Origin of the sequence: Pseudomonas sp. BF-R-26, assembly GCF_019947395.1 — a bacterium.
Lineage (GTDB): Bacteria > Pseudomonadota > Gammaproteobacteria > Pseudomonadales > Pseudomonadaceae > Aquipseudomonas > Aquipseudomonas farris.
In genome coordinates this window covers 93,935-120,933 of sequence record NZ_JAGYGK010000016.1, presented here as the reverse complement: position 1 = coordinate 120,933, position 26,999 = coordinate 93,935, and the positions used below count along the sequence as shown (strand labels likewise).

Annotated in this window: 24 protein-coding genes; 12 read left to right on the top strand and 12 right to left on the bottom strand. The window is 59.4% G+C overall.

Annotation, left to right across the window (positions count from 1 at the left end):
- Positions 1-38: 38 nt before the first annotated feature.
- Positions 39-1,760 (bottom strand): bifunctional isocitrate dehydrogenase kinase/phosphatase, encoded by a 1,722-nt coding sequence (gene aceK, locus KGB18_RS23430; protein WP_123721907.1) that lies wholly within the window; start codon positions 1,758-1,760, stop codon positions 39-41.
- Positions 1,761-1,889: 129 nt separating this feature from the next.
- Between aceK and KGB18_RS23425 the strand changes: the two genes are divergently transcribed.
- Positions 1,890-2,798, top strand: coding sequence for a DMT family transporter (locus KGB18_RS23425; protein WP_223570535.1), 909 nt, complete (start codon positions 1,890-1,892; stop codon positions 2,796-2,798).
- Positions 2,799-2,909: 111 nt separating this feature from the next.
- Here the strand turns inward: KGB18_RS23425 and KGB18_RS23420 are convergent, their stop codons facing one another.
- The 3 genes from KGB18_RS23420 to cysK form a co-directional block, all read right to left on the bottom strand.
- Positions 2,910-3,773, bottom strand: a complete 864-nt coding sequence (locus KGB18_RS23420; protein ID WP_201059732.1) for a DMT family transporter — start codon at positions 3,771-3,773, stop codon at positions 2,910-2,912.
- 393 nt (positions 3,774-4,166) lie between these two features.
- Positions 4,167-5,105 (bottom strand): aspartyl/asparaginyl beta-hydroxylase domain-containing protein, encoded by a 939-nt coding sequence (locus KGB18_RS23415; RefSeq protein WP_123721910.1) that lies wholly within the window; start codon positions 5,103-5,105, stop codon positions 4,167-4,169.
- A gap of 249 nt (positions 5,106-5,354) precedes the next feature.
- Positions 5,355-6,332, bottom strand: coding sequence for a cysteine synthase A (gene cysK / locus KGB18_RS23410; protein ID WP_123721911.1), 978 nt, complete (start codon positions 6,330-6,332; stop codon positions 5,355-5,357).
- Between the two features lie 126 nt (positions 6,333-6,458).
- Between cysK and KGB18_RS23405 the strand changes: the two genes are divergently transcribed.
- The 3 genes from KGB18_RS23405 to KGB18_RS23395 all read left to right on the top strand — a co-directional run bounded on the left by KGB18_RS23405 (position 6,459) and on the right by KGB18_RS23395 (position 9,726).
- Positions 6,459-7,532, top strand: a complete 1,074-nt coding sequence (locus KGB18_RS23405; protein WP_123721912.1) for a DUF748 domain-containing protein — start codon at positions 6,459-6,461, stop codon at positions 7,530-7,532.
- A 144-nt stretch (positions 7,533-7,676) separates the two neighbouring features.
- A complete protein-coding gene (locus KGB18_RS23400; protein WP_038979370.1) occupies positions 7,677-8,522 on the top strand; it encodes an AAA family ATPase in 846 nt (281 codons plus the stop codon).
- Between the two features lie 25 nt (positions 8,523-8,547).
- Entirely contained in the window at positions 8,548-9,726 is a 1,179-nt protein-coding gene (locus KGB18_RS23395; protein ID WP_123360386.1) for a vWA domain-containing protein, read from the top strand.
- A gap of 144 nt (positions 9,727-9,870) precedes the next feature.
- Here KGB18_RS23395 and KGB18_RS23390 read toward each other — a convergent pair whose 3' ends face one another.
- From KGB18_RS23390 to KGB18_RS23375, 4 genes are all read right to left on the bottom strand, one after another.
- Entirely contained in the window at positions 9,871-10,788 is a 918-nt protein-coding gene (locus tag KGB18_RS23390) for a biotin-dependent carboxyltransferase family protein (protein ID WP_223570534.1), read from the bottom strand.
- Positions 10,785-11,489: a 5-oxoprolinase subunit PxpB gene (gene pxpB / locus KGB18_RS23385; RefSeq protein ID WP_223570533.1), complete on the bottom strand. Its 705-nt coding sequence runs from the start codon at positions 11,487-11,489 to the stop codon at positions 10,785-10,787. Before pxpB ends, KGB18_RS23390 begins: the two co-directional genes overlap by 4 nt.
- On the bottom strand, positions 11,486-12,238 hold the full coding sequence (locus KGB18_RS23380; protein ID WP_052966466.1) for a 5-oxoprolinase subunit PxpA: 753 nt from the start codon (positions 12,236-12,238) through the stop codon (positions 11,486-11,488). Before KGB18_RS23380 ends, pxpB begins: the two co-directional genes overlap by 4 nt.
- 78 nt (positions 12,239-12,316) lie before the next feature.
- A complete protein-coding gene (locus KGB18_RS23375; protein WP_223570532.1) occupies positions 12,317-13,600 on the bottom strand; it encodes an MFS transporter in 1,284 nt (427 codons plus the stop codon).
- A 173-nt stretch (positions 13,601-13,773) separates the two neighbouring features.
- Here KGB18_RS23375 and KGB18_RS23370 point away from each other — a divergent pair, with 173 nt between their 5' ends.
- The 4 genes from KGB18_RS23370 to KGB18_RS23355 all read left to right on the top strand — a co-directional run bounded on the left by KGB18_RS23370 (position 13,774) and on the right by KGB18_RS23355 (position 20,064).
- A complete protein-coding gene (locus tag KGB18_RS23370; RefSeq protein WP_123721916.1) occupies positions 13,774-14,697 on the top strand; it encodes a LysR family transcriptional regulator in 924 nt (307 codons plus the stop codon).
- 117 nt (positions 14,698-14,814) lie between these two features.
- Positions 14,815-16,737, top strand: coding sequence for an IucA/IucC family protein (locus KGB18_RS23365; protein WP_223570531.1), 1,923 nt, complete (start codon positions 14,815-14,817; stop codon positions 16,735-16,737).
- Positions 16,727-17,938, top strand: coding sequence for an MFS transporter (locus KGB18_RS23360; protein WP_123721918.1), 1,212 nt, complete (start codon positions 16,727-16,729; stop codon positions 17,936-17,938). The genes KGB18_RS23365 and KGB18_RS23360 overlap by 11 nt, the downstream gene beginning before the upstream one ends.
- A gap of 14 nt (positions 17,939-17,952) precedes the next feature.
- Positions 17,953-20,064 (top strand): TonB-dependent receptor, encoded by a 2,112-nt coding sequence (locus KGB18_RS23355; protein ID WP_223570530.1) that lies wholly within the window; start codon positions 17,953-17,955, stop codon positions 20,062-20,064.
- An 80-nt stretch (positions 20,065-20,144) separates the two neighbouring features.
- Here KGB18_RS23355 and KGB18_RS23350 read toward each other — a convergent pair whose 3' ends face one another.
- The 3 genes from KGB18_RS23350 to KGB18_RS23340 are packed head-to-tail and all read right to left on the bottom strand — an operon-like array spanning position 20,145 to position 22,007.
- Entirely contained in the window at positions 20,145-20,687 is a 543-nt protein-coding gene (locus KGB18_RS23350; protein ID WP_008067554.1) for a DUF2937 family protein, read from the bottom strand.
- A gap of 13 nt (positions 20,688-20,700) precedes the next feature.
- Positions 20,701-21,477 carry a class II glutamine amidotransferase gene (locus KGB18_RS23345; RefSeq protein ID WP_007898710.1) on the bottom strand — a complete coding sequence of 259 codons (777 nt, stop codon included), beginning with the start codon at positions 21,475-21,477 and terminating at the stop codon, positions 20,701-20,703.
- A gap of 32 nt (positions 21,478-21,509) precedes the next feature.
- Positions 21,510-22,007 (bottom strand): MFS transporter, encoded by a 498-nt coding sequence (locus KGB18_RS23340; protein WP_223570529.1) that lies wholly within the window; start codon positions 22,005-22,007, stop codon positions 21,510-21,512.
- A gap of 287 nt (positions 22,008-22,294) precedes the next feature.
- On the opposite strand from KGB18_RS23340, the gene KGB18_RS23335 reads away from it, so the two are divergent.
- Together KGB18_RS23335 and KGB18_RS23330 are read left to right on the top strand one after the other, a co-directional pair.
- A complete protein-coding gene (locus tag KGB18_RS23335; protein ID WP_123721921.1) occupies positions 22,295-24,349 on the top strand; it encodes a S9 family peptidase in 2,055 nt (684 codons plus the stop codon).
- Between the two features lie 222 nt (positions 24,350-24,571).
- Positions 24,572-25,045, top strand: coding sequence for a cyclic nucleotide-binding domain-containing protein (locus KGB18_RS23330; protein ID WP_123721922.1), 474 nt, complete (start codon positions 24,572-24,574; stop codon positions 25,043-25,045).
- A gap of 36 nt (positions 25,046-25,081) precedes the next feature.
- On the opposite strand, the gene KGB18_RS23325 is transcribed toward KGB18_RS23330, so the two are convergent.
- Positions 25,082-25,372: a hypothetical protein gene (locus KGB18_RS23325; RefSeq protein WP_095920352.1), complete on the bottom strand. Its 291-nt coding sequence runs from the start codon at positions 25,370-25,372 to the stop codon at positions 25,082-25,084.
- Positions 25,373-25,468: 96 nt separating this feature from the next.
- Between KGB18_RS23325 and KGB18_RS23320 the strand changes: the two genes are divergently transcribed.
- Together KGB18_RS23320 and KGB18_RS23315 are read left to right on the top strand one after the other, a co-directional pair.
- On the top strand, positions 25,469-26,155 hold the full coding sequence (locus tag KGB18_RS23320) for a spermidine synthase (RefSeq protein ID WP_007898703.1): 687 nt from the start codon (positions 25,469-25,471) through the stop codon (positions 26,153-26,155).
- Positions 26,156-26,470: 315 nt separating this feature from the next.
- Positions 26,471-26,842: a YajD family HNH nuclease gene (locus KGB18_RS23315; protein ID WP_007898702.1), complete on the top strand. Its 372-nt coding sequence runs from the start codon at positions 26,471-26,473 to the stop codon at positions 26,840-26,842.
- Positions 26,843-26,999: the final 157 nt, after the last annotated feature.

The window sequence follows — 26,999 nt, the reverse complement described above, 5'->3', positions numbered from 1 at the left end:
CGACAGCTCCTACACAGTTCCTACCAGAGGGGGTGGTGTTATTCGTTATCGAGGCCCTTGCGCCGATACGGAAACACATCAATCACCTTCCCCGCCCGAATAGCCTCCTGCAAACTCTTCCAGTAATCAGCGTTGTACAACTCACCGTGCAACTGATCGAACAACTTTCGTTGCCCCGAATCAGCAAACAAAAACGGTGGAAACTCCTCGGGGAATACATCCAGTGGCCCGATCGAGTACCACGGTTCGGAGGCCATTTCGTCTTCCGGTGTACGCGGTTGCGGGATGTGGCGGAAGTTGGCTTCAGTCAGGAAGCAGATCTCGTCGTAGTCATAAAACACCACCCGACCGTGACGGGTGACGCCAAAATTCTTCAGCAACATGTCACCGGGAAAAATGTTCGCCGCCGCCAGTTGCTTGATCGCCAGGCCGTAATCCTCCAGCGCCTCGCGAACCTGCGCATCGTTGGCGTGTTCCAGATAAAGGTTCAACGGTGTCATCCGGCGTTCGGTCCAGCAGTGGCGAATCAGTACCGTGTCACCTTCCAGGGATACCGTGGACGCGGCCACTTCGAGCAACTCTTCCAGGCATGCTGGCTCGAACTTGCTCAACGGGAATCGGAAGTCGGCGAACTCCTGGGTATCAGCCATGCGCCCGACCCGGTCGACGCTTTTCACCAGGCGATACTTTTCGATCACCGTAGCGCGGTCGACGTTTTTCGACGGTGAGAAGCGGTCCTTGATGATCTTGAAGACGGTGTTGAAGCCCGGCAGGGTAAACACGCTCATGACCATGCCGCGCACGCCGGGGGCCATGATGAACTGATCGTCGGTGTTGGCCAGGTGATTGATCAGCGCCCGGTAAAACTCGGACTTGCCATGCTTGTAGAAACCGATCGATGTGTACAGCTCGGCAATATGCTTGCCCGGCAGGATGCGTTTGAGAAAGCCGATGAATTCCGCCGGCACCGGCACATCGACCATGAAGTACGATCGGGTGAAGGAGAAGATGATCGACACCTCCGCCTCGTCGGTGATCAGCGCATCGATCTGGATGCCCCGGCCTTCGCGGTGCAGCAGCGGAATCACCAGCGGCCACTGCTCGTCCTGGGTGTAAATGCGCCCCACCAGATAGGCGCCCTTGTTGCGGTAAAGCACCGAGGAAAACAGCTCGACGCTCAGCTCCGGGTCCTTGCAGACCCAATCCGGCAGGTTCTCGCGCAACTGCGCTTCGAGGCGGCGCAGGTCGCCGGCCAGATCGGCGTAATCTTCGCTGAAGCGGTAGTCGGCAAAGATGCTCGTGAGCATGCCGGCCAACTGCCCCTGCGGCTTGTAGGTGCGGGTTTGCGCGGCCCGGGCGCGGCGCAGGCTCGGCCGCGTGGTGTGGATGAACATGCAGCCGTCGCTGATCAGGTCATGGCTGAACAGCCCGCAGAAAATCGAGTTGTACCAGGTCTCGGACAGTTCATCGTCGAAGCGCAGGTCGATCAGGCTGATGTAAGCGCTTTTGACCAGCGGCCAGTTGCTGACGTCCATCAGCACATCGGTCTCGAACGACGCATGCAAGCGCCCTACCGTTTCGCCGACCTTTTCTTCGTAGAGGTTGATTCGCGCCGCCGACGCAACTTGCGTCTCTTGCCATTGGGCCTGCTCGAAACGGGCTCGAGCGCCGTCGGTGATCTGACGGAAATGCTCGCGGTAATCGTCAAAGCCATCGAGGATCATTCGGGCGATGTCGGCGGCTGGCCATTGCTGCGGCATAGGTAAAACCTCGGCGGCTGTTCTTGTCGTTGGAGCCTGAGCTTAGTGGCCCTGTGTGACGCAACGCAACCATTGCCTTGTGCCCTGACTGGCGCGACACTTGCGCGCCAATCAAGGAAGGAAAGTGCTGTGAACCCCGTCGATATCCTGCGTATGTTGTCGCTTGCCGCCATTTGGGGTGCGAGCTTTCTGTTCATGCGCGTTATTGCCCCAGTGATTGGCACAATCCCCACTGCTTTTTTTCGCGTGTCGATTGCCGCCGTCGGGCTGCTGGTGATCCTTGGGCTGATGCGCATCAACTGGGATTTCAAAGGCAAGCTCAAGACGGTGATGCTGCTCGGGATGATCAACTCAGGGATCCCGGCAACCCTCTATTCCGTGGCCGCCCAAGTGCTGCCGGCCGGTTACTCGGCGATTTTCAACGCCACCACGCCTTTGATGGGGGTATTGATCGGTGGGCTGTTCTTCCATGAAAAACTCACCGCCGCCAAGTTGGGCGGGGTATTTCTCGGCCTGTTCGGCGTCGGCATCCTCACCCGGGCCGGGCCGGTGGCGTTCAACCTGGAACTGCTGATGGGCGCACTCGCGTGCCTGATGGCCACCACCTGCTACGGCTTTGCCGGGTTCCTCGCCCGGCGCTGGCTCGACCATGCCGGCGGCCTCGACAGTCGCCTTTCGGCGCTGGGCAGCATGCTCGGCGCGACGTTGTTGTTGCTGCCGCTGTTTGGCTACAGCGTGATCAGCCAGCCGCCGGCGAGCTGGGGCGGCTGGAATGTCTGGTTGTCGTTGCTGGGGTTGGGTTTGGTGTGCACGGCCTTTGCCTACATTATTTACTTCCGTTTACTGACTTCGGTTGGCCCGGTGAAATCCATGACCGTGACCTTCATGATCCCGCCGTTCGGGGTGTTGTGGGGGGCGCTGCTGCTGGATGAGCCGTTGTCGATGGCACATCTTTATGGCGGGGTGTTGATAGCGGTGGCGTTGTGGTTGGTGTTGAAGCCGGCGGTGGTGAAGACGGCTGAGGTGGCTGCTCGGTAGTGCTGCTGACAATGCCATCGCGAGCAAGCTCGCTCCCACAATGGATCGGTGTCACGACGAAGATCCAATGTGGGAACGGTGCCCGGAGCAATGTTCCGGGCTTGTTTTGTTTCAAGCAGTTTTGCGGAAGACGAACATCAGACCAATGATGATCAGCAGCATGCCGAGCATGCTCAATGCCGCCAGACGGTTGCCAAAAATCAGGTAGTCCATGACCGCCGTTACTGCCGGCACCAGGTAAAACAGGCTAGTGACATTTACCAGATTGCCTCGTGCAATCAGCCGATACAGCAGCAGCGTCGCCAGCACTGATACCACCAACCCCATCCACAACACCGGCACGATGAACCCTGTGCTGTGTTCAACATGAAACGGCTGGAACGGTACGAAGATCCCGCAGAGCAACAATCCCGCCAGATACTGCACCGGCAGCGTGCCGAGGGGATTATCGGTGATGCGTTTCTGCATGATCGAGCCGAAGGTCATGCTCGCCAGCGCCAACAGACCGAAGAGCATCCCGGCCAACGACATGCCGGCCAGTCCGATGCCCTGGTAAACCACCATGATCAACCCGGCCAGGCCTAGCGCCAGACCGAACATCCGGCTTATTGATCGGTGCCGCTCCATGATCACTACGGTGAGAATCGGTTGAACGCCCATGATGGTTGCCATCATGCCGGGAGTGACCTTCAGGTCCAGGGCCAGCAGATAGAAAATCTGATAAGCCCCCAGCAACACCACGCCCGTGGCCATCGCATACAACATCGGCTTGCCGCCCTTGGGTAGTTTCAGCTTGAGCAACGGCATCAACAGCACCAGCCCGCACAAGGCAATGGCGAAACGAATCAGCAAAAAAGCGAAGGGTGATGCGTGGGCCAGGCCCCATTTGGAGAAGATCGCGCCGCTGCTCCACAGCAAAACGAACAGGCTCGTGGACGCCGCCGCGAGCGCGGATTTTTTCGAAAGGACAAACATGAATACCACCTGTAGTCAGGCAAAAAGCCAACTCAGCCGAAGCTGAAATTCAGTAGTTTTTTCAGGCGCTTTTCAGATGGGCACGGGAACAGCAGAAAAAAGCTGATCAGCCCGAGAAGCCAACGCCTGGCGGTGATACGACTGCGCACACCGGCGTGTTACTGACAGGTGGGGGGTAATGACTGATCTGCGCAGGCTGCTGATTCCCGCACGGCACGACGCCAGCGTTGACCGCTGAATCGACTACCGCGTTGATGGGGGAAGCTGGCATGGGCTGATCTTTTTTGATGAGTGAAAGAGTGGTTCAGGAAACCACAGAGGGCCGACTATAACCAGCGCTCGACAGGGATTGCAATGACTTGACGAAAGAACCCGGGGAATAGGCCTGAGGCCTCAACCAAACAACCAATACCCCAACAACGTCAACACCACCACGGCCAGCACCGGCCGCAGTACACGGTAGGCCTTGGGGTTACGACGCTTCCACTGTTTGACCATACCGCTGAATTTGTCGCTGAAGTTCTTGCTCCAGGCGTAGGCCTGGTTGATCCCGCCAACGCGTTCATCATCAAGGTTCTGGGGTGCAGTGGCGCGCCCCAGAAAGCCGCTGATCGAGCGGTTGATGCGGGTCATGAGGCGATTGCTCAGCGGTCGCTCGATATCGCAGAACAGGATGACCCGGGTTTGCTCGGTTTCATTCTTGACCCAGTGCACGTAGGTTTCATCGAACATCACATCTTCCCCATCACGCCAGGCATAAACCTGACCGTCGACGAAGATGCGGCAATGATCGGAGTTCGGTGTCGACAGCCCCAGGTGATAACGCAGGGAACCGGCGAACGGGTCGCGATGCGGATTGAGGTGACTGCCACCCGGTAGCAGCGCGAACATGGCGCCTTTGACGTTGGGAATACTGCTGACCAACGCCACGGTTTTCGGGCACAAGGCTTCGGCCGATGGCAGCGGTTTGTCGTACCACTTGAGGTAGAAACGCTTCCAGCCCTTCTTGAAGAACGAACCAAAACCGGCGTCGGTGTTCTTTTCGGCGGCGCGAATGTAACCCTCGTCGAACAAGTGTATGGCTTCGTCGCGGATAACTTCCCAGTTGTCCCTGAGCACATCCAGTTCGGGGAACTTGCTGCGGTCCAGGTAGGGTTTGGATGGCACGCCGGAGAACAGGTACATCAGGGCGTTATAAGGTGCAAACAGAGCCGAGTGGTTGACGAACTGGCGCAGGACCGGCAAACGCGCCTTGCCACGCAAGTGCACATAGAGCGTGCTGCCGAGGAACAGCAACAACACCGAAGCCTTCGCGACAAAGGAAAAGCTCATCTACAACTCCTTGATAGTAGGTAACTTTGCACAACGCCATTTACCCGACGTGGCAATCGGCCATGATAAACACTACCGGCCTCGGGAAAAACCCGCATAACTCAACATTCAGTGTTAAGGATTACGCAATAAACCCTTATTAACACAAGGTTCCTGAACGGGGGCTGACCTGAATCACCCCCCTTTCACACGAGAATCAAAAACAAGATCAAAAGATCGTCCGAACGCGGACCGAACCTTCGGTAGCTCTTACTGCTGATTCTCCTGTTCGGTAAACAGATCACTGAACAGCATGCTCGACAGGTAGCGTTCGCCAGAGTCGGGCAGGATCACCACGATGGTCTTGCCCTGCATTTCCGGGGTTTCAGCCAGTCGCACAGCCACCGCCATGGCGGCGCCGCACGAGATACCGCTCAAAATCCCTTCTTCCTGCATCAGCCGCAGGGCCATCGCCTTGGACTCATCGTCGCTGACCAGCTCCACCCGATCGACCATCGACAGATCCAGGTTCTTCGGTACAAAACCAGCGCCGATGCCCTGGATTTTGTGGGGGGCAAGGGGCTTGATCTCATCCCCAGCCCTCGCCTGAGTGATGACTGGCGACAATACTGGCTCCACCGCCACCGAGATTATCGGCTTGCCCTGGGTATTCTTGATATACCGCGAAACCCCGGTAATGGTTCCACCTGTTCCGACACCCGCCACCAAGACGTCGACTGCGCCGTCGGTGTCGTTCCAGATTTCCGGCCCGGTGGTTTTTTCGTGGATGGCCGGGTTGGCCGGGTTTTCGAATTGCGCAGGCATGAAGTAGGTCGATGGATCACTGGCGAGGATTTCGGCAGCCTTCTCGATTGCGCCTTTCATGCCTTTGGCCGGTTCCGTCAACACCAGTTCGGCGCCAAGGGCTTTGAGCACCTTGCGTCGTTCGATGCTCATGGATGCGGGCATGGTCAGTACCAGCCGGTACCCGCGGGCGGCGGCAACGAACGCCAGGCCGATGCCGGTATTGCCCGAAGTCGGTTCGATGATGGTCATGCCGGGCTTGAGTTTACCGCTGCTTTCGGCCTCCCAGATCATGTTCGCGCCGATCCGGCACTTGACCGAATAACCAGGATTGCGCCCTTCGATCTTGGCCAGGATGGTGACACCGCGCGGGGCGATACGGTTGATTTGCACCAGCGGCGTATTGCCAATGGAATGGGCGTTGTCAGCATAAATACGGCTCATGGCTGGGTCCTTATACAGCGTTGAATTAGCTGTCCAAGGTATGCCTGTTACCCGTGGTCGTCCAGTCAGTCGAACGTCCGCTTAGCCCCGCAGTCAATCGCTTTATACCGCCAGAGATTTGCCGCCATGAAGCGTCGATACAGTTGGCCCCTGTGGACCCTCGCCGGCCTTGTTGTGCTGCTGGTTGCCCTGCACATTGCCCTGCCCTACATGGTGCGCGATTACCTCAACGAGAAACTGGCGGACATGGGTGACTACAGCGGGCAGATTACCGATGTAGACCTGGCCCTGTGGCGCGGTGCTTACAAAATCAACGGACTGAAAATCGTCAAGGTCAATGGCAAGGTCCCCGTACCTTTCGTCAACGCCCCCTTGATTGACCTCTCCGTCAGCTGGCACTCGCTCTGGTACGACCATGCCGTGGTGGCCGAGGCGCAGTTCGACAAACCCGAGGTGAATTTCGTCGACGGTGCCACCAAGAAAAACTCCCAGACCGGTCAGGGCACCGACTGGCGGGCACAATTGGAAAAATTGCTGCCGATAACCCTGAACGAAGTGCGGATCAACGATGGGCGGGTCACCTTTCGAAACTTCAATTCAAAACCGCCGGTGAACATGAATGCCACCCAGGTTAACGCCAGCATTTACAACCTGACCAACGTAGTCGACACCAAAGGCAAGCGCGACGCCCGTTTCGACGGCAAAGCGCTGTTGCTGGGGCATGCACCGCTGGAAACCCTGGCGACCTTTGATCCATTTAGCAATTTCGAAGACTTCGAATTCCGCCTGCGCGCCAAGAACCTTGAACTCAAACGTATGAACGACTTCGCCTCGGCTTACGGCAAGTTCGACTTCAATTCCGGCCATGGTGACGTGGTCATTGAAGCCGAAGCCAACAAGGGCCAACTCACTGGCTACATCAAGCCGCTATTGCGGGACGTCGATGTATTCAATTGGCAACAGGACGTGGAGAACAAAGACAAAGGGATTTTTCGCTCCATCTGGGAAGCACTCGTCGGTGGCACCGAGAATGTGTTGAAGAATCAACCGAAAAACCAGTTCGCCACTCGCGTCCAGCTCAAAGGCAGCGTGCATCAGCGAGATATCAGCGCATTCGAGGCTTTTTTGCAGATTTTGCGTAATGGTTTCATCCAGGCATTCAATGCCCAGTACGAACGACCCAAGCCGGATACGGACTGAGTCAAGATGTGACGCCCCATTCAGAGACTGAATAAGTCGTCTGCGTTCACAGTCGACCGGGCAGCGCGTTATAGTCGAGCCTGACAATTTATCGCGCCCCGCCCTGCCTCGTTCAGGTCGGCGTTACCGTTCGAGGATTAGCAGATGAAGTTCGAAGGCACCCAGGCCTACGTCGCCACCGATGACCTGAAGCTGGCGGTCAACGCCGCCATCACCCTGGAGCGGCCACTGCTGGTCAAGGGCGAGCCAGGCACCGGCAAAACCATGCTCGCCGAGCAACTGGCCGAGTCCTTCGGCGCCAAGTTGATTACCTGGCACATCAAGTCCACCACCAAGGCACATCAAGGTTTGTACGAGTACGACGCGGTCAGTCGCCTGCGGGACTCGCAGCTGGGTACGGAGAAGGTCCACGACGTTCGCAACTACCTGAAAAAGGGCAAGCTCTGGGAAGCTTTCGAGTCCGAAGAGCGGGTGATTCTGCTGATCGACGAAATCGACAAGGCCGACATCGAGTTTCCTAACGACCTGCTGCAAGAACTCGACAAGATGGAGTTCTACGTTTACGAGATCGACGAGACCATCAAGGCCAAGAAGCGCCCGATCATCATCATTACCTCCAACAACGAGAAAGAGCTGCCGGACGCCTTCCTGCGCCGCTGCTTCTTTCACTACATCGCCTTCCCGGATCGCGTCACGATGCAACGGATCGTCGACGTGCACTACCCGAACATCAAGAAAGACCTGGTCAGCGAAGCGTTGGACGTGTTCTTCGATGTGCGCAAAGTGCCGGGCCTGAAGAAGAAGCCATCGACCTCCGAACTGGTGGACTGGCTGAAGTTGTTGATGGCCGACAATATCGGCGAAGCGGTGCTGCGCGAGCGCGATCCGACCAAGGCCATTCCGCCACTGGCAGGCGCCCTGGTGAAGAATGAACAAGACGTGCAATTGCTTGAGCGCCTGGCGTTCATGAGCCGTCGCGGCTCTCGCTAAGCCCCGATAGAGAGAGGCGATCGCCATGCTGCTCAACCTGTTCAATGAAATGCGTGCAGCCAAGGTGCCGGTCTCGGTGCGTGAGCTGCTGGACCTGATCAACGCGCTGAAACAGCGCGTGACCTTCGCCGACATGGACGAGTTCTATTACTTGTCGCGGGCGATTCTGGTGAAGGACGAAAAGCATTTCGACAAGTTCGACCGGGCGTTCGGTGCCTACTTCAATGGCCTGGAAAAGCTCGACGATCACCTTCAGGCATTGATTCCAGAAGACTGGCTGCGCAAGGAATTCGAGCGTTCCCTGACCGATGAAGAGCGGGCCGCGATCCAGTCACTCGGTGGGCTGGACAAGCTGATCGAAGAGTTCAAGAAGCGCCTGGAAGAACAGAAAGAACGCCATGCCGGCGGCAACAAGTGGATCGGCACCGGCGGCACCAGCCCGTTTGGCTCCGGTGGCTTCAACCCCGAAGGCATTCGGGTCGGCGATGCCGGCAAGCGCCAAGGCAAAGCGGTCAAAGTCTGGGATCAGCGCGAGTACAAGAACCTCGACGATTCGGTCGAACTGGGCACACGCAACATCAAGGTCGCCCTGCGTCGCCTGCGTAAATTCGCTCGTCAAGGCGCGGCGGAAGAACTCGACATCGACGGCACCATCGACCATACCGCTCGCGATGCCGGGCTGCTGAACATCCAGATGCGTCCGGAGCGCCGCAACACCGTCAAGTTGTTGCTGCTGTTCGACATCGGCGGCTCGATGGACGCCCACGTGAAGATCTGCGAAGAACTGTTCTCGGCCTGCAAGACCGAGTTCAAGCATCTGGAGTACTTCTACTTTCACAACTTCATTTATGAATCGGTGTGGAAGAACAACATGCGCCGGAGCTCCGAACGCACCGCCACCCAGGACTTGCTGCACAAGTACGGCGCCGACTACAAAGTGATCTTCATCGGCGACGCCGCCATGGCGCCCTATGAAATCACCCAGGCTGGCGGCAGCGTCGAGCACTGGAACGAAGAAGCCGGTTACGTGTGGATGCAGCGCTTCAAGGAAAAGTACAAGAAGCTCATCTGGATCAACCCGTACCCGAAAGACACCTGGGGCTATACCTCGTCGACCAATATCGTGCGGGATTTGATTGATGACCAGATGTATCCGCTGACGTTGCGGGGGTTGGAGGAAGGGATGCGGTTTTTGTCCAAATAAGGCGTAGCACCTGTGGCGAGGGGGCTTGCCCCCGTTGGGTTGCGAAGCGACCCCAAAATCTGCAATCGCGATGTATCAGATACACCGCATGCATGGTTTTACGACTGCTGCGCAGCCGAACGGGGGCAAGCCCCCTCGCCACAGTTAAAACCGCCGAAAATACTCAACGTGTTCCCGATGCGCGACGTCCTGCACCACCGGCTTCAACCGCACCTTCGCCCCCGGCAGACACTGCGCCAATCGCGCCAATGCCAACGGCGTCAACGCCCCCAACCGCGGATAACCGCCAATGGTCTGCCGATCATTGAGCAGCACAATCGGCTGCCCGTCCGGTGGCACCTGGACTGCGCCCAGCGGGATGCCTTCGGAAATCATCGGCTTGCCCTGATACTGCAGCGCCGTTCCCAGCAAGCGGATGCCCATCCGGTCGGCGCGGCTGTCGAGGGTCCAGACGCTGTTGAACGCATCGAACAGACTCTGCCCGCTGAACTCGCCGATCTGTGCACCGAGCACCAAGTCCAGCGGCGCATTGAGTTTGAAATTCGGCACTTGTTCGGGCGCCAGCGCCCGCAGCAGTAACAGCGAGCTCCCCGAATAGCTCAACTGCGCATCTTTGGCCAACGCCCGACCCATGCCATCCAGCCCACCGAGCTCCTCACGGAGCACCGTTGCGCTACTGCCCAACACCTTTGGCGCATCAAATCCGCCGGGGGCCGCCAAATAAGCCCGAGCGCCAAGCAGCGGTTGAGTGAATTGCAATTGCTGACCCTTGTTCAGCCTGAAACTGCGCCACGGTGCCAATGCCTCGCCATCCACCTGCGCCCCCAGATCCGCTCCGGCCAACGCCAGCACGCAATCTTCCTGGGCAACGACCGTAAACCCGCCGAGAGTGATTTCGATCACCGATGCATCCAGCCCATTGCCCAGCAACCAATTGGCCCACGACATCGATCGCCAATCCGCCGCCCCGCCCTGGGTCACGCCCAGATGCCGCACGCCAAATCGCCCGGCGTCCTGCAACAGGCACAGCGGTGTACTTGCTTCAATCGTCAGTCGGCTCATGCCAGGGCCTCCAACGGCGTGTCATCACCGCCCAGATTGATGAACTCGGCATGGCTGACCGCTTCGAAGCGCACGGTGTCGCCCGGTTGCATAAGGCTGTAGCCGTCGCGCTCGCGGTCGAACAATTTGGCCGGGGTGCGGCCGATCAGGTTCCAGCCGCCGGGGGACACCACCGGATAAGCCGCCGTCTGGCGTTCGGCGATACCAACACTGCCGGCAGCCACTTTTTTACGCGGAGTATTCATACGCGGTGCAGCCAATATTTCCTCTACCAATCCCATGAAGGCAAACCCCGGCGCGAAGCCTAACGCGAACACTTGGTACTCGCGACCGCTGTGGCGGTGGATCACCTCTTCCACCGTTAATCCACTGCGCTGAGACAGCAACGTCAGTTCCGGACCGACACTCAGGTCATACCAGACCGGCAACTCATGGCATTTACCACTAGTGCGAGCGTTGGGGGACAGATCGATCAAGGCTTCAGCGATCAATTCCCGCGCCTGGGCCGGATTCAGCGCCATCAAATCGTAATGCACCATCAACGTCGTATAGGACGGCACCAGATCGATCAAATGGCTGGCGAACGCCTCTCGCAGACGCTCGCTGGCGGCGAGCATCCACGGCATGTTGGCTTCGCTGATTTCATCGAACAGACGCACCATCAGGCAATCCAGCGCCACCACTTCCACCCGTGGTTTCATGATGCACTCTGCTGATTCAAGGCTTCGCGAATGCGCTGCACGGCGGCCACCGAACTGGCGTTATCGCCGTGTACGCACAAGGTGTTGGCCTGCAGATGCAAGGCGCTGCCATCGCTGGCCGTAAGATTGTCACCGCGAGCAATGATCAACGCCTGTTCGATGATTTTCTCGGGATCGTGATGCACGGCTCCCGGCAGTTGCCGCGAAACCAGCCTGCCTGCGCTGTCGTAAGCGCGATCGGCGAAGGCTTCAAACCACAATGTCACGCCATATTCATCGCCAAGTTGCTGCGCGGCACTGTTGTCGCGGGTCGCCATCAGCATCAACGGCAAGCTCCGATCATAGGCTGCCACGGCCTGAATCACCGCGCGCAGTTGCGCCGGGTTGGCCATCATGTCGTTGTACATCGCGCCGTGGGGTTTGACGTAACTCACCCGCCCGCCCTGAGCCCGGCAAATGCCGTCGAGGGCGCCGATCTGGTAATGCAACAGGTCCTGCAGTTCCTGGGCGGTGTAAGCCATGGATCGGCGACCGAACCCCACCAGATCCTGATAGGCCGGATGAGCACCAATCTGCACGCCGTGGCCCAGAGCCAGGCTGACGGTCTTGCGCATGATGCTCGGGTCGCCGGCGTGGAAGCCACAAGCGATGTTGGCGCAGTCGATGAAGGGCATGACCTCGGCGTCCAGACCCATGGTCCAGTTACCGAAACTCTCGCCGATGTCGCAGTTCAATAGCAGGCGGTTCACGGTGAACACTCCTGTAGGCTTTTATCTTCTTAGCTGAAGGACATATGCCCCTCAGATTATCAGTTACCGGATATTCGGTTATTGAGCGTCGAGTTGCTTGCCACGGGTTTCCGGCAGGCTCAGGGCCGCCAGGATCACTACCCCGTAGGACACCGCCGCGAAGGCCCCGATTCCCACACTCAGTGGCACCTTCTGGCTGAGCAAGCCGATCAACAGCGGGAACAACGCCGCCAATGCCCGACCGATGTTGTAGCAAAAACCTTGGCCCGAGCCACGTATCCGCGTCGGAAACAGCTCAGTCAAAAACGCGCCCATGCCGCTGAAGATCCCCGAAGCGAAGAAGCCCAGGGGGAAACCCAGCCAGAGCATCACGCCGTTGCTGACCGGCAATTGGGTGTACAGCAGAACAATGGTGAACGAGCCGACCGCGAACAGAATGAAATTCTTTTTACGACCGAGGATGTCAGTCAAATACGCGCTGATCACGTACCCGATGTAGGACCCGACGATCACCATCGCCAGATAACCACCGGTGCCGAGTACGCTCAAGCCCCGTTCGTTTTTCAGAAACGTCGGCAGCCAGGAAGTGATCGCGTAGTAACCGCCGAGCGCGCCGGTGGTCAGGATCGAAGCGCGGATCGTGGTGAAAAGGATGCCCGGGGCAAAAATCTCGTAGAACTTGGCCGGGTTGCTTGGCTCTTCCTTGGCTTTGGCTTCGCGGTAGATTTCCGGGTCCTTGACCAGGCGACGGACGAAGATCACAAAAATCGCCGGCACGATGCCAAGGATGAACAATGCTCGCCAGGCGTCTTCCGGCGGCAAAACCGAAAATAGCAGCGCATACAGAATCGCTGTCAGCCCCCAACCCAACGCCCAACCCGATTGCACCATGCCAACAGCTTTGCCACGGTCCTTGGCACGAATCACTTCGCCCATCAACACCGCGCCAGCGGTCCATTCACCGCCGAAACCAAAGCCCATCAACGTGCGGCTGATCAACAGTTGTTCGTAGTTCTGGGCAAAGCCGCAGAGGAAGGTGAAGAAGGCGAACCAGAGCACCGTCAGTTGCAGGGTGCGCACCCGGCCGATGCGGTCAGAGAGAATCCCCGCCACCCAGCCACCGATAGCCGAAGCGATCAGGGTGCTGGTGTGAATCAGCCCGGCTTCGCCAGTGGTGATGCCCCACATGGCAATCAGGGTCGGCACCACGAAGCTGAGCATCTGGGTGTCCATGCCGTCCAGGCCATAGCCGATCTTGCAGCTCCAGAACGTACGACGTTCCTGCTTATTGATGTTGTGGTACCAATCGAAGGGTCCCGGGCGAGCCGTGGCTTTTGAAACGAGGGTGTCGGGCGCACTCATGGCAAGTCTCCGTGCAAATTTTATTGGTATTGTTCTGAGCCCCGACGACGCCTATCGTGGGAACCGGATGTGCCGATTTTTGGGCTGCTGGCCCTGCTGCGTCCAACTAATAAAAACCCGCCCTAGACATAAGAAAACCTTATCCGACGGGCTAAGCCCCAAGAGCTGATCCCATGAACCTGAAGTTTCTCGAGACCTTTGTCTGGGTCGCCCGCCTCAAGAGTTTCCGCCTGACGGCAGACAAACTCTTCACCACCCAGGCGTCGATTTCCAGCCGTATCGCCGTGCTCGAAGGCGAGCTCGGGGTGAAGCTGTTCCTGCGTGATTCTCGCGGCGTGAGCCTGACGCCCGAAGGCCTGAAGGTGCTCGAATATGCCGAGCAGATGATGGACACAATGCAGGCGCTCAAGCAGTCGATCGAGACGCGTTCGAGTAAGGTCGGGCGGGTCCGGATCGGCGTCATGGATACCGTGATCCACACCTGGCTCAGCCCGTTGGTGGCGCAGATGATGGATCACTACCCGCTAGTGGAAATCGAACTGGTGGCCGATACCGCGCTCAACCTCTGCGATCAGCTGCAAAAAGGCTTTCTCGATCTGATCCTGCAAACCGACCTGCTGCGCCAGGAAAGCGTACGTAGTCTGGAGCTGGCCAGTCATCCGATGGGCTGGATCGTCGCCAGCAATTCCATCTACAACCGCGAGTATTCAGGTGTCGCCGATCTGGCGCGGGAGCGGATCATCACCTATTCGAAAAACTCCCATCCTCATCAGGATATCTTGAGCCTGATGCAGGCCAACGGGGTCATGGCGCCACGGCTGAACTGTGTGAATTCAGTGTCGGCGATTACCCGATTGCTGAGGGACGGTTTCGGCATTGGCGCGCTACCGCCGGTGCTGGTGGCCGAAGAATTGGCGCGTGGGGAATTGACCTTGCTGGCCATCGATCAGCGGCCGCCGAACTTGCAGGTGGTGGTTTCGTGGCGGGTTGGCGTGGAATGGGTCGAAGAAATCGTGGCGTTGTGTCAGCAAGTCGTGGAGCGCTATGCGCAGAAAGTGGGCGAGCAGTACATCGTCTTGAGCAAACCACAGGCCTGAGTCTGAAGGATACCCCCCAAATTCTAAATATGAACCACTATCATTTGCATTATTTTTTCAAGCCGGTATTCTCAGCGCGCTTTCAGCTAATCAATTGTCCAGAAGGAGTCGGACCTGATGCGCGGCTATACGCAAAAACAGCAACAATTGCTCGCTCACTGGAGCGAAGCTCTTGGCACTCAGGCTTTCCAGTCCCACCGCATCACTCTCGATCATTTGAGCAACGCGCTGGAGCCCGCCGCCCAACGCTGTTTCCAACGCCTGATCCAGGCGCTGTTTCGTGAAGATCTGATCAACCCTGACACCTGCGAATACGACGACTCTAGCCGCTGCTGGCTGCCACTTGGCGATGGCGCGCATCTTTGCTTCGAGCACTTGTCCGGCGGCAGAATGAACAGCTGGGACGTACGCGGCAGCATCGTCCTGCACACTCCCGACAGACTGCCCCAAAAAATCCAGTTGCCCAGCGAACTGCTCGCACACCTCAGCACTCAGCTCAACCCGCCAGCCTCCCCGCAAGTACTGGAACGTCTGGCCCGGGAGCTGGATGACAGCTTCAGCAACGACACCCTGTGCCTGGCGTTTCACCATGGATGGACCGAGCGCCTGAGAGAGCAGATCGATACCGAGTACGACGACAATCTGCTCGCTTGGCTCAAAGCCGGCCCCAGCCACCAGAACCCTACGTCATTGCTCGAACAGTGGGGCACTCTCGGCCATCCGTGGCACCCGAACTACAAGACCAAACTGGGCTTGAGCGCCGCTCAGGTCATCGCTTTCTCGCCAGAATTCGAAGCGAGTTTTCCGATCGTGCTGTGCGCCCTGCACCGCCAGTACGCACACGTCGAAGCGCTGGCTGGCACCACCGACTACTGGGACTGGTGGCAAGGTCACTTCCCTCAGGCTGCCGAACAATTGCAACGCCATTTGCAGCAACTGGGCCTGGATGCAAAGGACTACCTCCCGCTCCCGTCGCACCCATGGCAAGCCCATGAAGAGCTGCCACATTCGTTCGCCAACGAGATCGCTGACAACCTGCTGATCGTCACTGACATCGTGGCTTTTACCGGCCACCCGACCATGTCTTTCCGCACGGTCCTGCCGCAGGCCAGTCGCGTGGCGCCGATGGTCAAACTTCCGGTGGCTTTGCGACTGACCAGCGTGCAGCGCACCGTGTCGCCGCGCTCCGCCCGGATGGGTCCGCGCATCAGCCAACTGGTATTGGATATTCTCGATCAGGAGCCGCAGATTCAGCGTCTGCTGAACATCGTTCCCGAGCGCATCGGCGTGCATTACGCACCACTGCCGGTCGATGACGAGCGCTCCCGGCATGTTGCTGTGCTGTATCGCGATAACCCGCTTACCCTCCTGCAAGAAGGCGAATTGGCGGTGCCGGTCGGCAGCCTGTTCGCCGTCAACGAATTCGAACAACCGCTGCTGCGTGATTGGGTAAGACTGGCTCAGGGCAGCGACGACAGCGAGGCCATGTTGGCGTTCTTCGATGATTACCTGTCGATTGCCGTACCGAGTCTGCTGGGCATTTACCTGATGTATGGCGTGGCGTTCGAAGCGCATCAGCAAAACAGTTTCATGGTGATGGGTGCTGACGGGCAGTTGAATCGGCTGCTATTACGTGATTTCGGCGACGTTCGTATCGATCGCAAAACCCTGCACGCCAAGGGTCTGGATATCCAGTTGCACGATCCGAAAATGACCCTGTATGACGACTCCGGCTTTGTCCGTGACAAACTCCTGCACACCACCTTCATGTGCCATCTCGGTGAGCTGACGTTGCTCTGTGCCCGCCACTGGAATGTGTCGGAGAGCATCCTTTGGGAGCGATTGGCATCGCACGTTGCGCAGTGCTTCGAGACCTTGCGCGAGCACGTTGAACCGGCACGTTGGGAAAGCGAGCGCCGGGCCTTGCTGGAACAGGATTGGCCCGCCAAATCGTTCATGCGCATGCGCTTGCTAGACAGTCATGCCGACATCGTTGGACGCCTGAGTAACCCGCTGCGACCCAATATCCATGCTCGCTGACGGTCGCGCTTTGCGACTGCTGATCGTCATCCAGTTTGTCTCCATGGGCGCAATGGAAATGAGCGGTCCGTTCTGGCCCTTGCAGATCCAGCATCTGCTCGGGCCGGAGGGCGCCGGCTACACAGCGCTGTTATCGGCGATGGTCTATGCCGGTCCGATGCTGGCGGCCATGCTCCTGACGCCCATGTGGGGCCGGTTGGGGGATCGCACCGGACACAAACCGATGATTGTTCGGGCGTTGTTGGCACTCGCGCTGTGCCAAGGGTTGGCGGCGATCACCCTCGACCCGTGGCTGCTGGTGGGTATTCGCGTGATGCAAGGCGCATTGGCCGGTTTTCTCGCTGCCGCGCAAGCCTATGCCTTGGCCTGCTGCGACAGTTCCAGACGTGGTCACACCCTGGCGCGCCTGCAATCGGCCACCGCCGTCGGCTCATTGATCGGCCCAGTACTGGGTGGCTGGCTGATGGACGTCTCGGGGTTTGCCCTGCTCTGTTATGGCGCGACGGCGATTTGCCTGCTGTGCGCACTGGGGAGTTTTTTCCTGCCGGCCGACAAGGCTCGGACCTCGAAGAAAAAAGCTGTTGAACCGGTCGCCCTGCCCAAAGGCTGGCTCGGTGGAATCCTGTTGGTGATCGTCTTGATTCAGGCCGCGAAGATGATGCCGCAGTCGTTCTACGCGCTGTACGTCGCGAGCATTCTGCATGCCCCAAGCTGGCTGATCGGCGCCACCTACGCGGCGAGCGCCGCGACCCTGGCCATTTCCGCACCGCTGTGGGGACGCCTGTTCGACCGCTGGCAGCCGGCCCACACCTTGCGCGTCATCGAAGGCGTGGCCTGGCTGTGTGCCCTGACGCTGGCGGCCACGGCATTGGCCAACGAATGGCTGGGGTTTCTCGTCAGTCGCCTCGTCTGGGGCCTCTGGCAAGGCGCCCTGCTGCCCGTCGCCTATGCACTGATCGCCAACACCATTTCCGAAAACCAGCAGGGCTTCGCGCTCGGCCTGGGCAACAGCGCGGCAAAGGCTGGCGCTCTGCTCGGTGTCGTCCTTGGCGGGATCGGCATGGGCCTGGTCGGCCTGGCTCACAGCTTCTGGCTGGTGGCGCTGACTTACGCCATCGCCGCCATCGGGATCCGCTGGGTACGCTCGTTCAACGCCACGCCTGACCGCTCGACCTTATCTCCCCACACTTATCACAACTAAAAAAAGACCACGTCATGATCCGAACCAAGCTCTCCCTTCTGATCCCGCTGCTCGGTACCTTCAGCGCCCAGACCTGGGCCGAGGATACCGAGCAGCAGCCCGGCACCTTGAACATGCAAGCCACCGTCGTCTCCGCTACTCGCAGTGAAGCGAGCATTGCTTCGATTCCGGGCTCGGTCCAGGTGATCGACGAACAGCAGGTCCGTGAGCAGAGCGGCGCGGGCCGCCGGGTCTCCGACATCCTCGGGCAATTGGTCCCCGGCCTTGCGCCGTCCAGCGGCGGGATGAGCAACTTCGGTCAGACCCTGCGCGGGCGCAACATGCTGGTGTTGATCGACGGCGTATCGCAGAACGCCACGCGCGATAACTACCGCCAGCTCAACAGCATCGCCCCGGCCAGCATCGAACGCATCGAAGTGATTTCCGGCGCCAGCAGCATCTACGGTGCCGGTGCTTCAGGCGGCATCATCAACATCATCACCAAGCGCAATCAGGGCCAGGATATTGCCTACAGCAGCAAACTGGGCCTGACCAGCGGCAACAACCTCAACCGAAAAGGCTTCGCCTACGAAGCCTTTCAGAGTGCGACGGGGCGCAAGGATGCCCTGGACTGGTACGTCTCCGCCGACCTGACTCAGCGTAACGATCAGTTCGATGGCAACGGCAATCGCATCCCTCAGGACACTTCCCAGGGCAGCAACATGGACACCGAAACCTATGACCTGCAAGGTCGTTTCGGTTACGAACTGGATGCCGACAAAAAACTTAGCCTGTCGCTGCAGGACTACAAGGACCAGCAGGACACTGGCTACACAAAAGACCCGACAAACCGGCAGGAAGCCGTGGCGGTCAAAGGGCTGAAACTCGACGACCAGCCCTATACCCATAACCAGGCGGTCAACCTCAACTACACCGACAAGGACTTCTACGGTCAGGGCCTGCAACTGGAAAGCTACTGGCGCCGCGCCGATGCGTTGTTCTTTCCGGACCTGTCGCGAGGCAGGGCCGGGATCTCCGACAACAACAGTGTGCAGGATGTCTACGGCCTGCGCGCGGCCATCGACACGCCGCTGCCGGCGATCGGGAGTGCCACGGGCAATCTGGTCTGGGGCGCCGACTATGATAATGAGCGCTCTCGCCAACGAGGTGATCAATACAGGCTCAATGGCCTGAACTACACCAAGACCGGCACCACCTACGAGCTGGGCCCGGACATCGAAACCACCACCAAGTCGCTGTTCGGGCAGATGTCCTGGGACATCGGTGACTGGACCTTGCGCGGCGGTGTGCGCCGCGAATGGATTGAAAGCGACGTCTCCGACAGCATTGCTTATGGTCAGATCGTCCAGACCGGCGTACGCGCAACCCTGCCCGGCGACACCCTCAAATACGATGCGACTCTGTACAACCTGGGGGCGGTCTACCACCTGAGTGAAAACCAGGATGTCTTCGCCAATTACAGCCAGGGGTTTTCGCTACCGGATATCCAGCGCTTCATGCGTGATGTCAGCAGCACCTTCGACATCCAGAGTCTCAACGCCCAGGCCATCAAGGTCGACAGTTACGAGCTGGGCTGGCGCGGTAACTGGGACCAGTGGCAGGCCGACGTCACCGTGTACGAAAACACCTCGGACGTGACCCAGTTCTACGATGCCAATGATCGCGTATTGTGCCTGATCAACCAGAAAGAGCGGGTTCGCGGCATCGAAAACAGCCTGACCTACCGCGCCACCGATCGCTGGTCGGTGGGTGGCACTTATGCCTGGGCCAAAGGCGAGACCGAACAGAACGGCAAATGGATCGATCTGCCGGCTACGCGCATCTCACCGGCCAAGACCACACTGTTCGTTGGCTACACCGAAGACGACTACACCCTGCGCCTGCAAGGCATGCATTTGTCCAGTTACGACGCCGCCGCCAAGGACAACAACGGGCGCGAGATCGAAGGCTATACGCTGGTGGACCTGCTCGGGTCCGTGCAACTGCCGGTCGGTCGTCTTGAAGGCGGCGTGTACAACCTGACCAACCGCACGTACCAGAACCTGTTCACCCAGGCCAACGCCAGAGCGCCGTATGCCAACGCCGAAGGCCGTACGCTGAGCATGAGCTACTCGGTGGATTGGTAAAAACAGGAGCCAGCTTGCCAGCGATGCGATCTGCCAGGCATTCGTGTCGCGGCAATCGCCGGCAAGTTGGCTCTACAGGGTTACAGCCCCCGCACATCCCGGTCTTCAATCGGCCGGCTCTGGCGCAAACGCTTGCCGCCCAGCACCACCCAGTCGATCAGTCGGAACAGGCATTCAATGCCGAACGACAGCAGCAACGCGCCGCTCATGCCCCAGATCATCGCTTCCGGCGTCAGCAGGATCTGGTAGCTGTAGCCGTTCCAGGTTTCCTTGCGAATATCCGGGTCGGCGGCCAAGGCCACTTGCAGGACGCGGATGTACCACGGGCCCTGCATGGCCTGGAATTGCTTGTCGAGGGCCAGTTGACGGGTGAGCAAGGTGCTCAGGCTGTCGGCATCGCTGCGAAAGATCGGGTCTTCGCTGGCACGGTAATGGGCCACGAGCGCCTGCATGTCACCCTTGAAAAACTGATTGGCAGTGCCCTGAAAACCGCTCAAACCGGTCTGCGCCTCAATCAGATGCGCCTCGACCCGCTTGGCATAGTCACTGATGAACCCAGGCACCTGGACACCGATCAACAGGCCCGCCGCGAACAACACCAGCCGTAGATAACTGAGCAACATGGGGGAGAGATCCTTATTCGGTCTTGCCCTGGCTGACGCATTCACCGCGTCGCCAGAGGCTCCATTGGCCCGGTTCGTAGCGGGTCCAGGTTTCGTTTTCGGTCAAGGGTTCGGTGGCAATCACCGTGACCACATCGTTGGGCGTGGTTTCGGCCTGGAAGTCGACGATCACATCGACGTCCTTCAAACGCGCCGGGCCAAACGGTGCACGGCGGGTGATCTGCGCCAGTTTGCTCGAGCAGTAGCAGAACAGCCAGTCGCCGTCGCTGAGCAAGCAGTTGAACACACCTTTGCTGCGGTACTCGGCGCAGGCGGCCACCAGGTCTGGCAACAGTGCTTCGATCTCTACCGGCTCGGGGAACGCTGCACGCACCCGGTTGAGTAAATCGCAAAACGCCGCTTCGCTGTCGGTATCGCCAACGGGGCGGTAAAAACTGGCGGTCGGGTTGAAATCGGCCAACTGGCCGTTGTGGGCGAAACACCAGTTGCGCCCCCACAACTCGCGCACAAACGGGTGGGTATTGGACAGGCACACTTTGCCGACGTTGGCCTGGCGGATGTGGCCGATCACCACTTCGCTTTTGATCGGATAGCGCTGCACCAGGTTCGCCACTTCCGACTCGCTGCTCGCCGCCGGGTCCTGGAACAGCCGCAGGCCACGGCCTTCATAAAAAGCGATGCCCCAACCGTCACGGTGCGGCCCGGTGCGGCCGCCTCGCTGCATCAGCCCGGTGAAGCTGAACACGATATCGGTCGGGACATTGGCGCTCATGCCCAATAACTCACACATGCTCGGACTCTCGATTCAGTACAGGGGCACGGTTACAGACGCGGTTCGACCCGCGAACGCTGAGGGTTGCTCGGCACCGGTGGCCGGCCGTAACGATCATCGCCGGCACCGCCGAAAGGCTGATCGTCGTCAGGCTCGTCGGCCTGCGCCGCTGCCTTGGCGGCAGCCGCCTGTTCCTTGCGAGCGTTGGAGGCACGCTCGATGGGAAAACGGATGGCCACGAACACCAGGTAAATGCCGAAGACAATCATGCCGTACATGAACAGATCGGAAACCGCGCGCCAGGCGTTGTTGCCGACCTTGAACAGCAAGTCGAGGGCAGTAATGGCAATGGCCGGGGCGACCTTTTCTTTCACCGGGTCGATGATGGTCGGGCTGAACAGTAACACCGCGACCAGCAGCCGCAGCGGCTCACGCAGCCAACGCCACATCCAGCGGGTGATGCGCATCCACACCAACAGGCAGCCTAAAGCGGCAAAGGCGTAGAGGCCCCAAGCGATCAGATAGTCGTTCTCGGTCATGGTGTCCATGGCAAGGCAGGCAAAGAGGCGCTTATAGTAACGACTTTTCGCACGTCAGGCTTGTCCCAATACCAGTCGGGCAAGACACAGACCCTGTGGGAGCGAGCTTGTGTGGTGAGGAGGCTTGTCTGTGGCGAGGGGGCTTGCCCCCGTTGGGCTGCGAAGCGGCCCCAAAAAAGGAACTGCTGAGCAGTTCAACGGGGGCAAGCCCCCTCGCCACAGACAAGCCCCCTCACCATAAGCCCGCTCCCACAGGTTGCGAAGCCCCTATTCCGTACATTGTTCGAGAGCCATTCATGCCCCTATCCGCCAACGTCACCAGCGCTCCGATTGCCCACAAGGCCGACGGTTCTGACCCGTATGCCTGGCTGCAGGAGCGCGACACCGACGCGGTGCTCGATTACCTGAAAGCTGAAAACCGCTATCAAGAGGCACAAACCGCCGATCAGGCCGGCCTGCGCGAAACCCTGTTCGAAGAGATCAAGGGGCGGATTCTCGAAACCGACCTGTCGCTGCCCTCGCCCTGGGGCCCGTACCTGTATTACACCCGCACCACTGCTGGCGACGAATACGCCCGCCACTACCGCTGCCCGCGTCCGGTCGATGGCAGCCTGCAGATCGACGAAAGCCAGGAACTGCTGCTGCTTGATCCGAACGTGCTGGCCAAGGGTGGCTTCTTTTCCCTGGGCGCGTTCAGTATCAGCCCGGACCACCAGCGTCTGGCCTATAGCATCGACTCCAGCGGCGAAGAGATTTACACGCTGTTCGTGAAGGAATTATCCAGCGGCCGCGTCAGCGAACTGGAATTCCAGGATTGCGACGGCAGCATGACCTGGGCCAACGACAGCCTGACGCTGTTTTTCGGCGAACTCGACGACACCCATCGCCCGCACAAACTGTTCCGCTATCGGCTGGACGGCACCGCGGCCGAAGAAGTGTTTCATGAGCCAGACGGCCGATTCTTCCTGCATTGCTACCGCTCAAGCTCCGAACGGCAACTGCTGTTGTCGCTGGGCAGTAAGACCACCAGCGAAGTCTGGGTGCTCGATGCTTCGCTGCCACATCAGGCCTTTACCTGCCTGGCGCCGCGGGTCGAAGATCATGAGTACGATGTCGACCACGGCAAACTCGATGGCGAGTGGACGTGGCTGATCCGCACCAACCGCGACGGTATCAACTTCGCCCTGTACCAGGCCGCCGATACCGGCGTCGCGCCGACCGAAGCCGACTGGCAGAACCTGATTCCCCACAGCGACACGGTGATGCTCGAAGGCATGAGCCTGAACGCCGAGGCCATGACCCTGAGCTTGCGCGAAGGTGGCCTGCCGATCATCGAAGTGCGCCCACGGGACTTGGTGCCCTATCGCGTGCAATTGCCGGACGCGGCCTACAGCCTGCACGTGCAGAACAGCCTGGAATTTGTCAGCGACCGGATCCGTCTGCGCTACGAAGCCTTGAACCGTCCGGCGCAGATCCGCCAACTGATTCTGACCACCGGCGAGCAACAAGTCCTCAAGGAAACCCCGGTGCTCGGCCTGTTCGACGCCGATGCGTATGTCAGCCAGCGGCTTTGGGCGACGGCACCGGACGGTACGCAAGTGCCGATCAGCCTTGTGGTCAAACGCGAGTTCCTCGGCAAGCCGACGCCGCTTTATCTGTACGGCTACGGCGCCTACGGCGAAAGCCTCGACCCATGGTTCTCCCACGCCCGCCTGAGCCTGCTGGATCGCGGCATGACCTTTGCCATCGCCCATGTACGCGGTGGCGGTGAGCTGGGCGAAGCCTGGTACCGCGCCGGCAAGCAGGAACACAAACACAACACCTTCAGCGACTTCATTGCCTGCGCCGAACACCTGATCGCTAACGGCTTCACTAGCCCATCGCAGCTGGCGATCAGCGGTGGCAGCGCCGGTGGTTTGCTGATCGGCGCGGTACTCAATCAGCGGCCAGAGCTGTTCGCTGCGGCGATTGCCGAAGTGCCGTTCGTCGACGTGCTCAACACCATGCTCGACCCGGAACTGCCGCTGACCGTCACGGAATACGACGAGTGGGGCAACCCGCAAGAACCGGATGTCTATGATCGGATCAAGGCCTACGCCCCGTACGAAAACGTCACTGCGCAAGCCTATCCGGCAACGCTGGTGATCGCCGGCTACAACGACAGTCGCGTGCAGTACTGGGAAGCGGCCAAGTGGGTGGCGAAATTGCGCGCGACCAAAACCGACACCAACGCCTTGTTGCTCAAGACTGAACTGGGTGCCGGCCATGGCGGGATGAGCGGTCGTTATCAGGGATTACGTGACGTAGCCCTCGAATACGCATTTGTTTTCAAGGTTTTGGGCATCGCCTGAGGAACTTGGCCCGGTGTACCGGTCTTAACACCAGACACCGGGGCCCGAGACAACACACATCTCCTGTGGGAGCGGGCTTGCCCGCGATGAGGCCATCACATTCAATATCAACATTGGCTGTGACATCGTCATCGCGGGCAAGCCCGCTCCCACAGGGGATGATGGGTGACTTAAGGCCTGAAACAGACACAGACACAGACACAAGAAAAAGACCGTGACGACATGTCAGAACCGACCTTACTGAACAACGAAATTCGCGACTGGCTGATGGACTGCGGCCTGTTCGATCAACTGTTGCCGGCAGACTTCGTGGCGGCTTCGGGTTACTTCAGCATCAGCACCATTCCCGAAGGCGAAGAGATTTTCCATGAGGGCGATGCCGGCAGTTTCATGTGCATCATCCACACCGGCCAGGTCGCGGTGCAGAAGACCAACAGCGACGGGCAACGGGTGACCATGGCCACCTTGCGCAGTGGTCGGGCGTTCGGCGAAATGGCTGTGCTCGACGGTGAACGGCGCTCAGCCAGTTGTGTGGCCGCGAGCAATTGCCAGTTGCTCAACCTGGGCAAGGACTCTCTGGAAAAGATGCTCAACGACGCGCCGAAAATCGCCGCCAAGATCATCCGCGCCCTCGCCGTCTCCCTTTCCAAACGCTTGCGCATGGCCGATGGGCAACTGCTCTCGCAGCAGATTTAGTGTCTTGTCTCACAGACAGTATTTGTAAAACAGACACTACCCGCCCGGCGTTTTGATTTTCGTCGTGCTTGGCTCAAGGCCCGGCAGGGTTTGATCCTTGGGTGGATTGGGCATTTCGATCGGCGGCAACAGCGGTGGCCCGCCACTACCGGAACCGGCCTTGGGCACACTGGTCGGGGTGATCTGCGGATACGGCGTCGGAGTGGCGGTGCCGGGTGAGCCGGGCATCGGCACGGGGCTGGTGGGGATGGTTTGCAGCTCCTGGGCCTGCACTGCAGTTATCGAGAGCGCGGCCAGGGCAATGACCGTTAGAATGGTGCGCTTCATCAATGGCTCCGTTGGCCTTGTTGTCTTTTTGCAGGCTACTCCCAACTGCGCGTGTTTGCCTTCCTCCGTATATCAATTTCTCCTCAAGAGAGCCCCATGAAACGTTTCGTTCTGCTCGACACCACCCCCATCCCTGAAAACGGCGGTGCCCTGTGCCTGTTCGAATACGGCGAGGACTTCGTCATCAAGATTCAGGGTGGCGACGGCGGGCAGTTGATGAACACCCGCATGCACGGCTCCGAAGATGCCCTGGCCGAAATCCCCTGCCGCAAGGTCGCGGGCCGGCCGAATTCGCGAGTATTGATCGGTGGCCTGGGCATGGGCTTCACCCTCGCCTCGGCGCTCAAGCACTTGGGCAAGACGGCTGAAGTGGTGGTCGCCGAATTGGTGCCCGGTGTGGTTGAGTGGAACCGCGGGCCGCTGGGCGAGAAAGCCGGCAACCCGCTGCTCGACCCGCGCACGGTGATCCGTATGGAAGATGTGGCCAAGGTGCTGCAAGCCGAGCCGCAAGGTTTCGACGCAATCATGCTCGACGTCGACAACGGCCCCGAAGGTCTGACCCAGAAGGCCAACAGCTGGCTCTATTCCGCTGGAGGCCTGAGCGCCTGCGCCAAGGCCCTGCGGCCAAAAGGTGTGCTGGCGGTGTGGTCGGCCAGCGCCGACCGGCAGTTTTCCGACAAGCTGAAAAAAGCCGGCTTCAAGGCCGAGGAAGTGCAAGTCTTCGCCCACGGCAACAAGGGCACCCGCCACACCATCTGGATTGCCGAGAAGCTCAAGGGCTGAGCGTGGGCCTGTCATCACTTATTTACTAGGCCGCGTTGCGCCTGAAAACGAGCCAGGCAAGGCGCAGTCCGCTGGTAATGGTCGCTCCCTTGCCAAGGACTGCAACGCAGCCTGGCTCGTTTTCAGGCACAACCCGAAGGGCCGGTCTGCTGTGGCGCAGGGCTGCGTTGCTCGGAGCTCGTTTGGAATGACCAAACCACGCTCCTCGCGCCTTGCCCTGCGCCACAGCAGACCCGGCGCGGCCTAGTAAATAAGTGATGACAGGCCCTACACTCACGTCATAACCGTCACTAGTCTTTTTACAAAGGTGAACCCATGAGTTCGTCCACCCCAACCAACACATCGAAGCTGGACCGCATCCTCGCCGACAACCAGCGCGACAAGGAAATGGGTTACCGCGACAAGGCCCTGAAGATGTACCCGCACGTGTGCGGCCGCTGCGCCCGTGAGTTCTCCGGCAAGCGCCTGAGCGAACTGACCGTGCATCACCGCGACCACAACCACGACAACAATCCTCAGGATGGCTCGAATTGGGAGCTGTTGTGCCTGTATTGCCACGACAATGAACACTCGCGTTATACCGATCAGCAGTATTTCGATGAAGGTTCGCTGAGTACGCCGAAGATTGCCAAAGCGACACACAATCCGTTTGCGGCGTTGGCGGGGTTGATGAAGAAAGAAGACTGAAGACCTTCAGCGCCTGCACCGGCCCCATCGCGGGCAAGCCCGCTCCCACAGTGATTGGCGGTGAGTACAGATGTTGTGTACGCCGCAGCCCCCTGTGGGAGCGGGCTTGCCCGCGATAGCATTTGTCCGGGCACCACCAATCTACAACCTGACCACC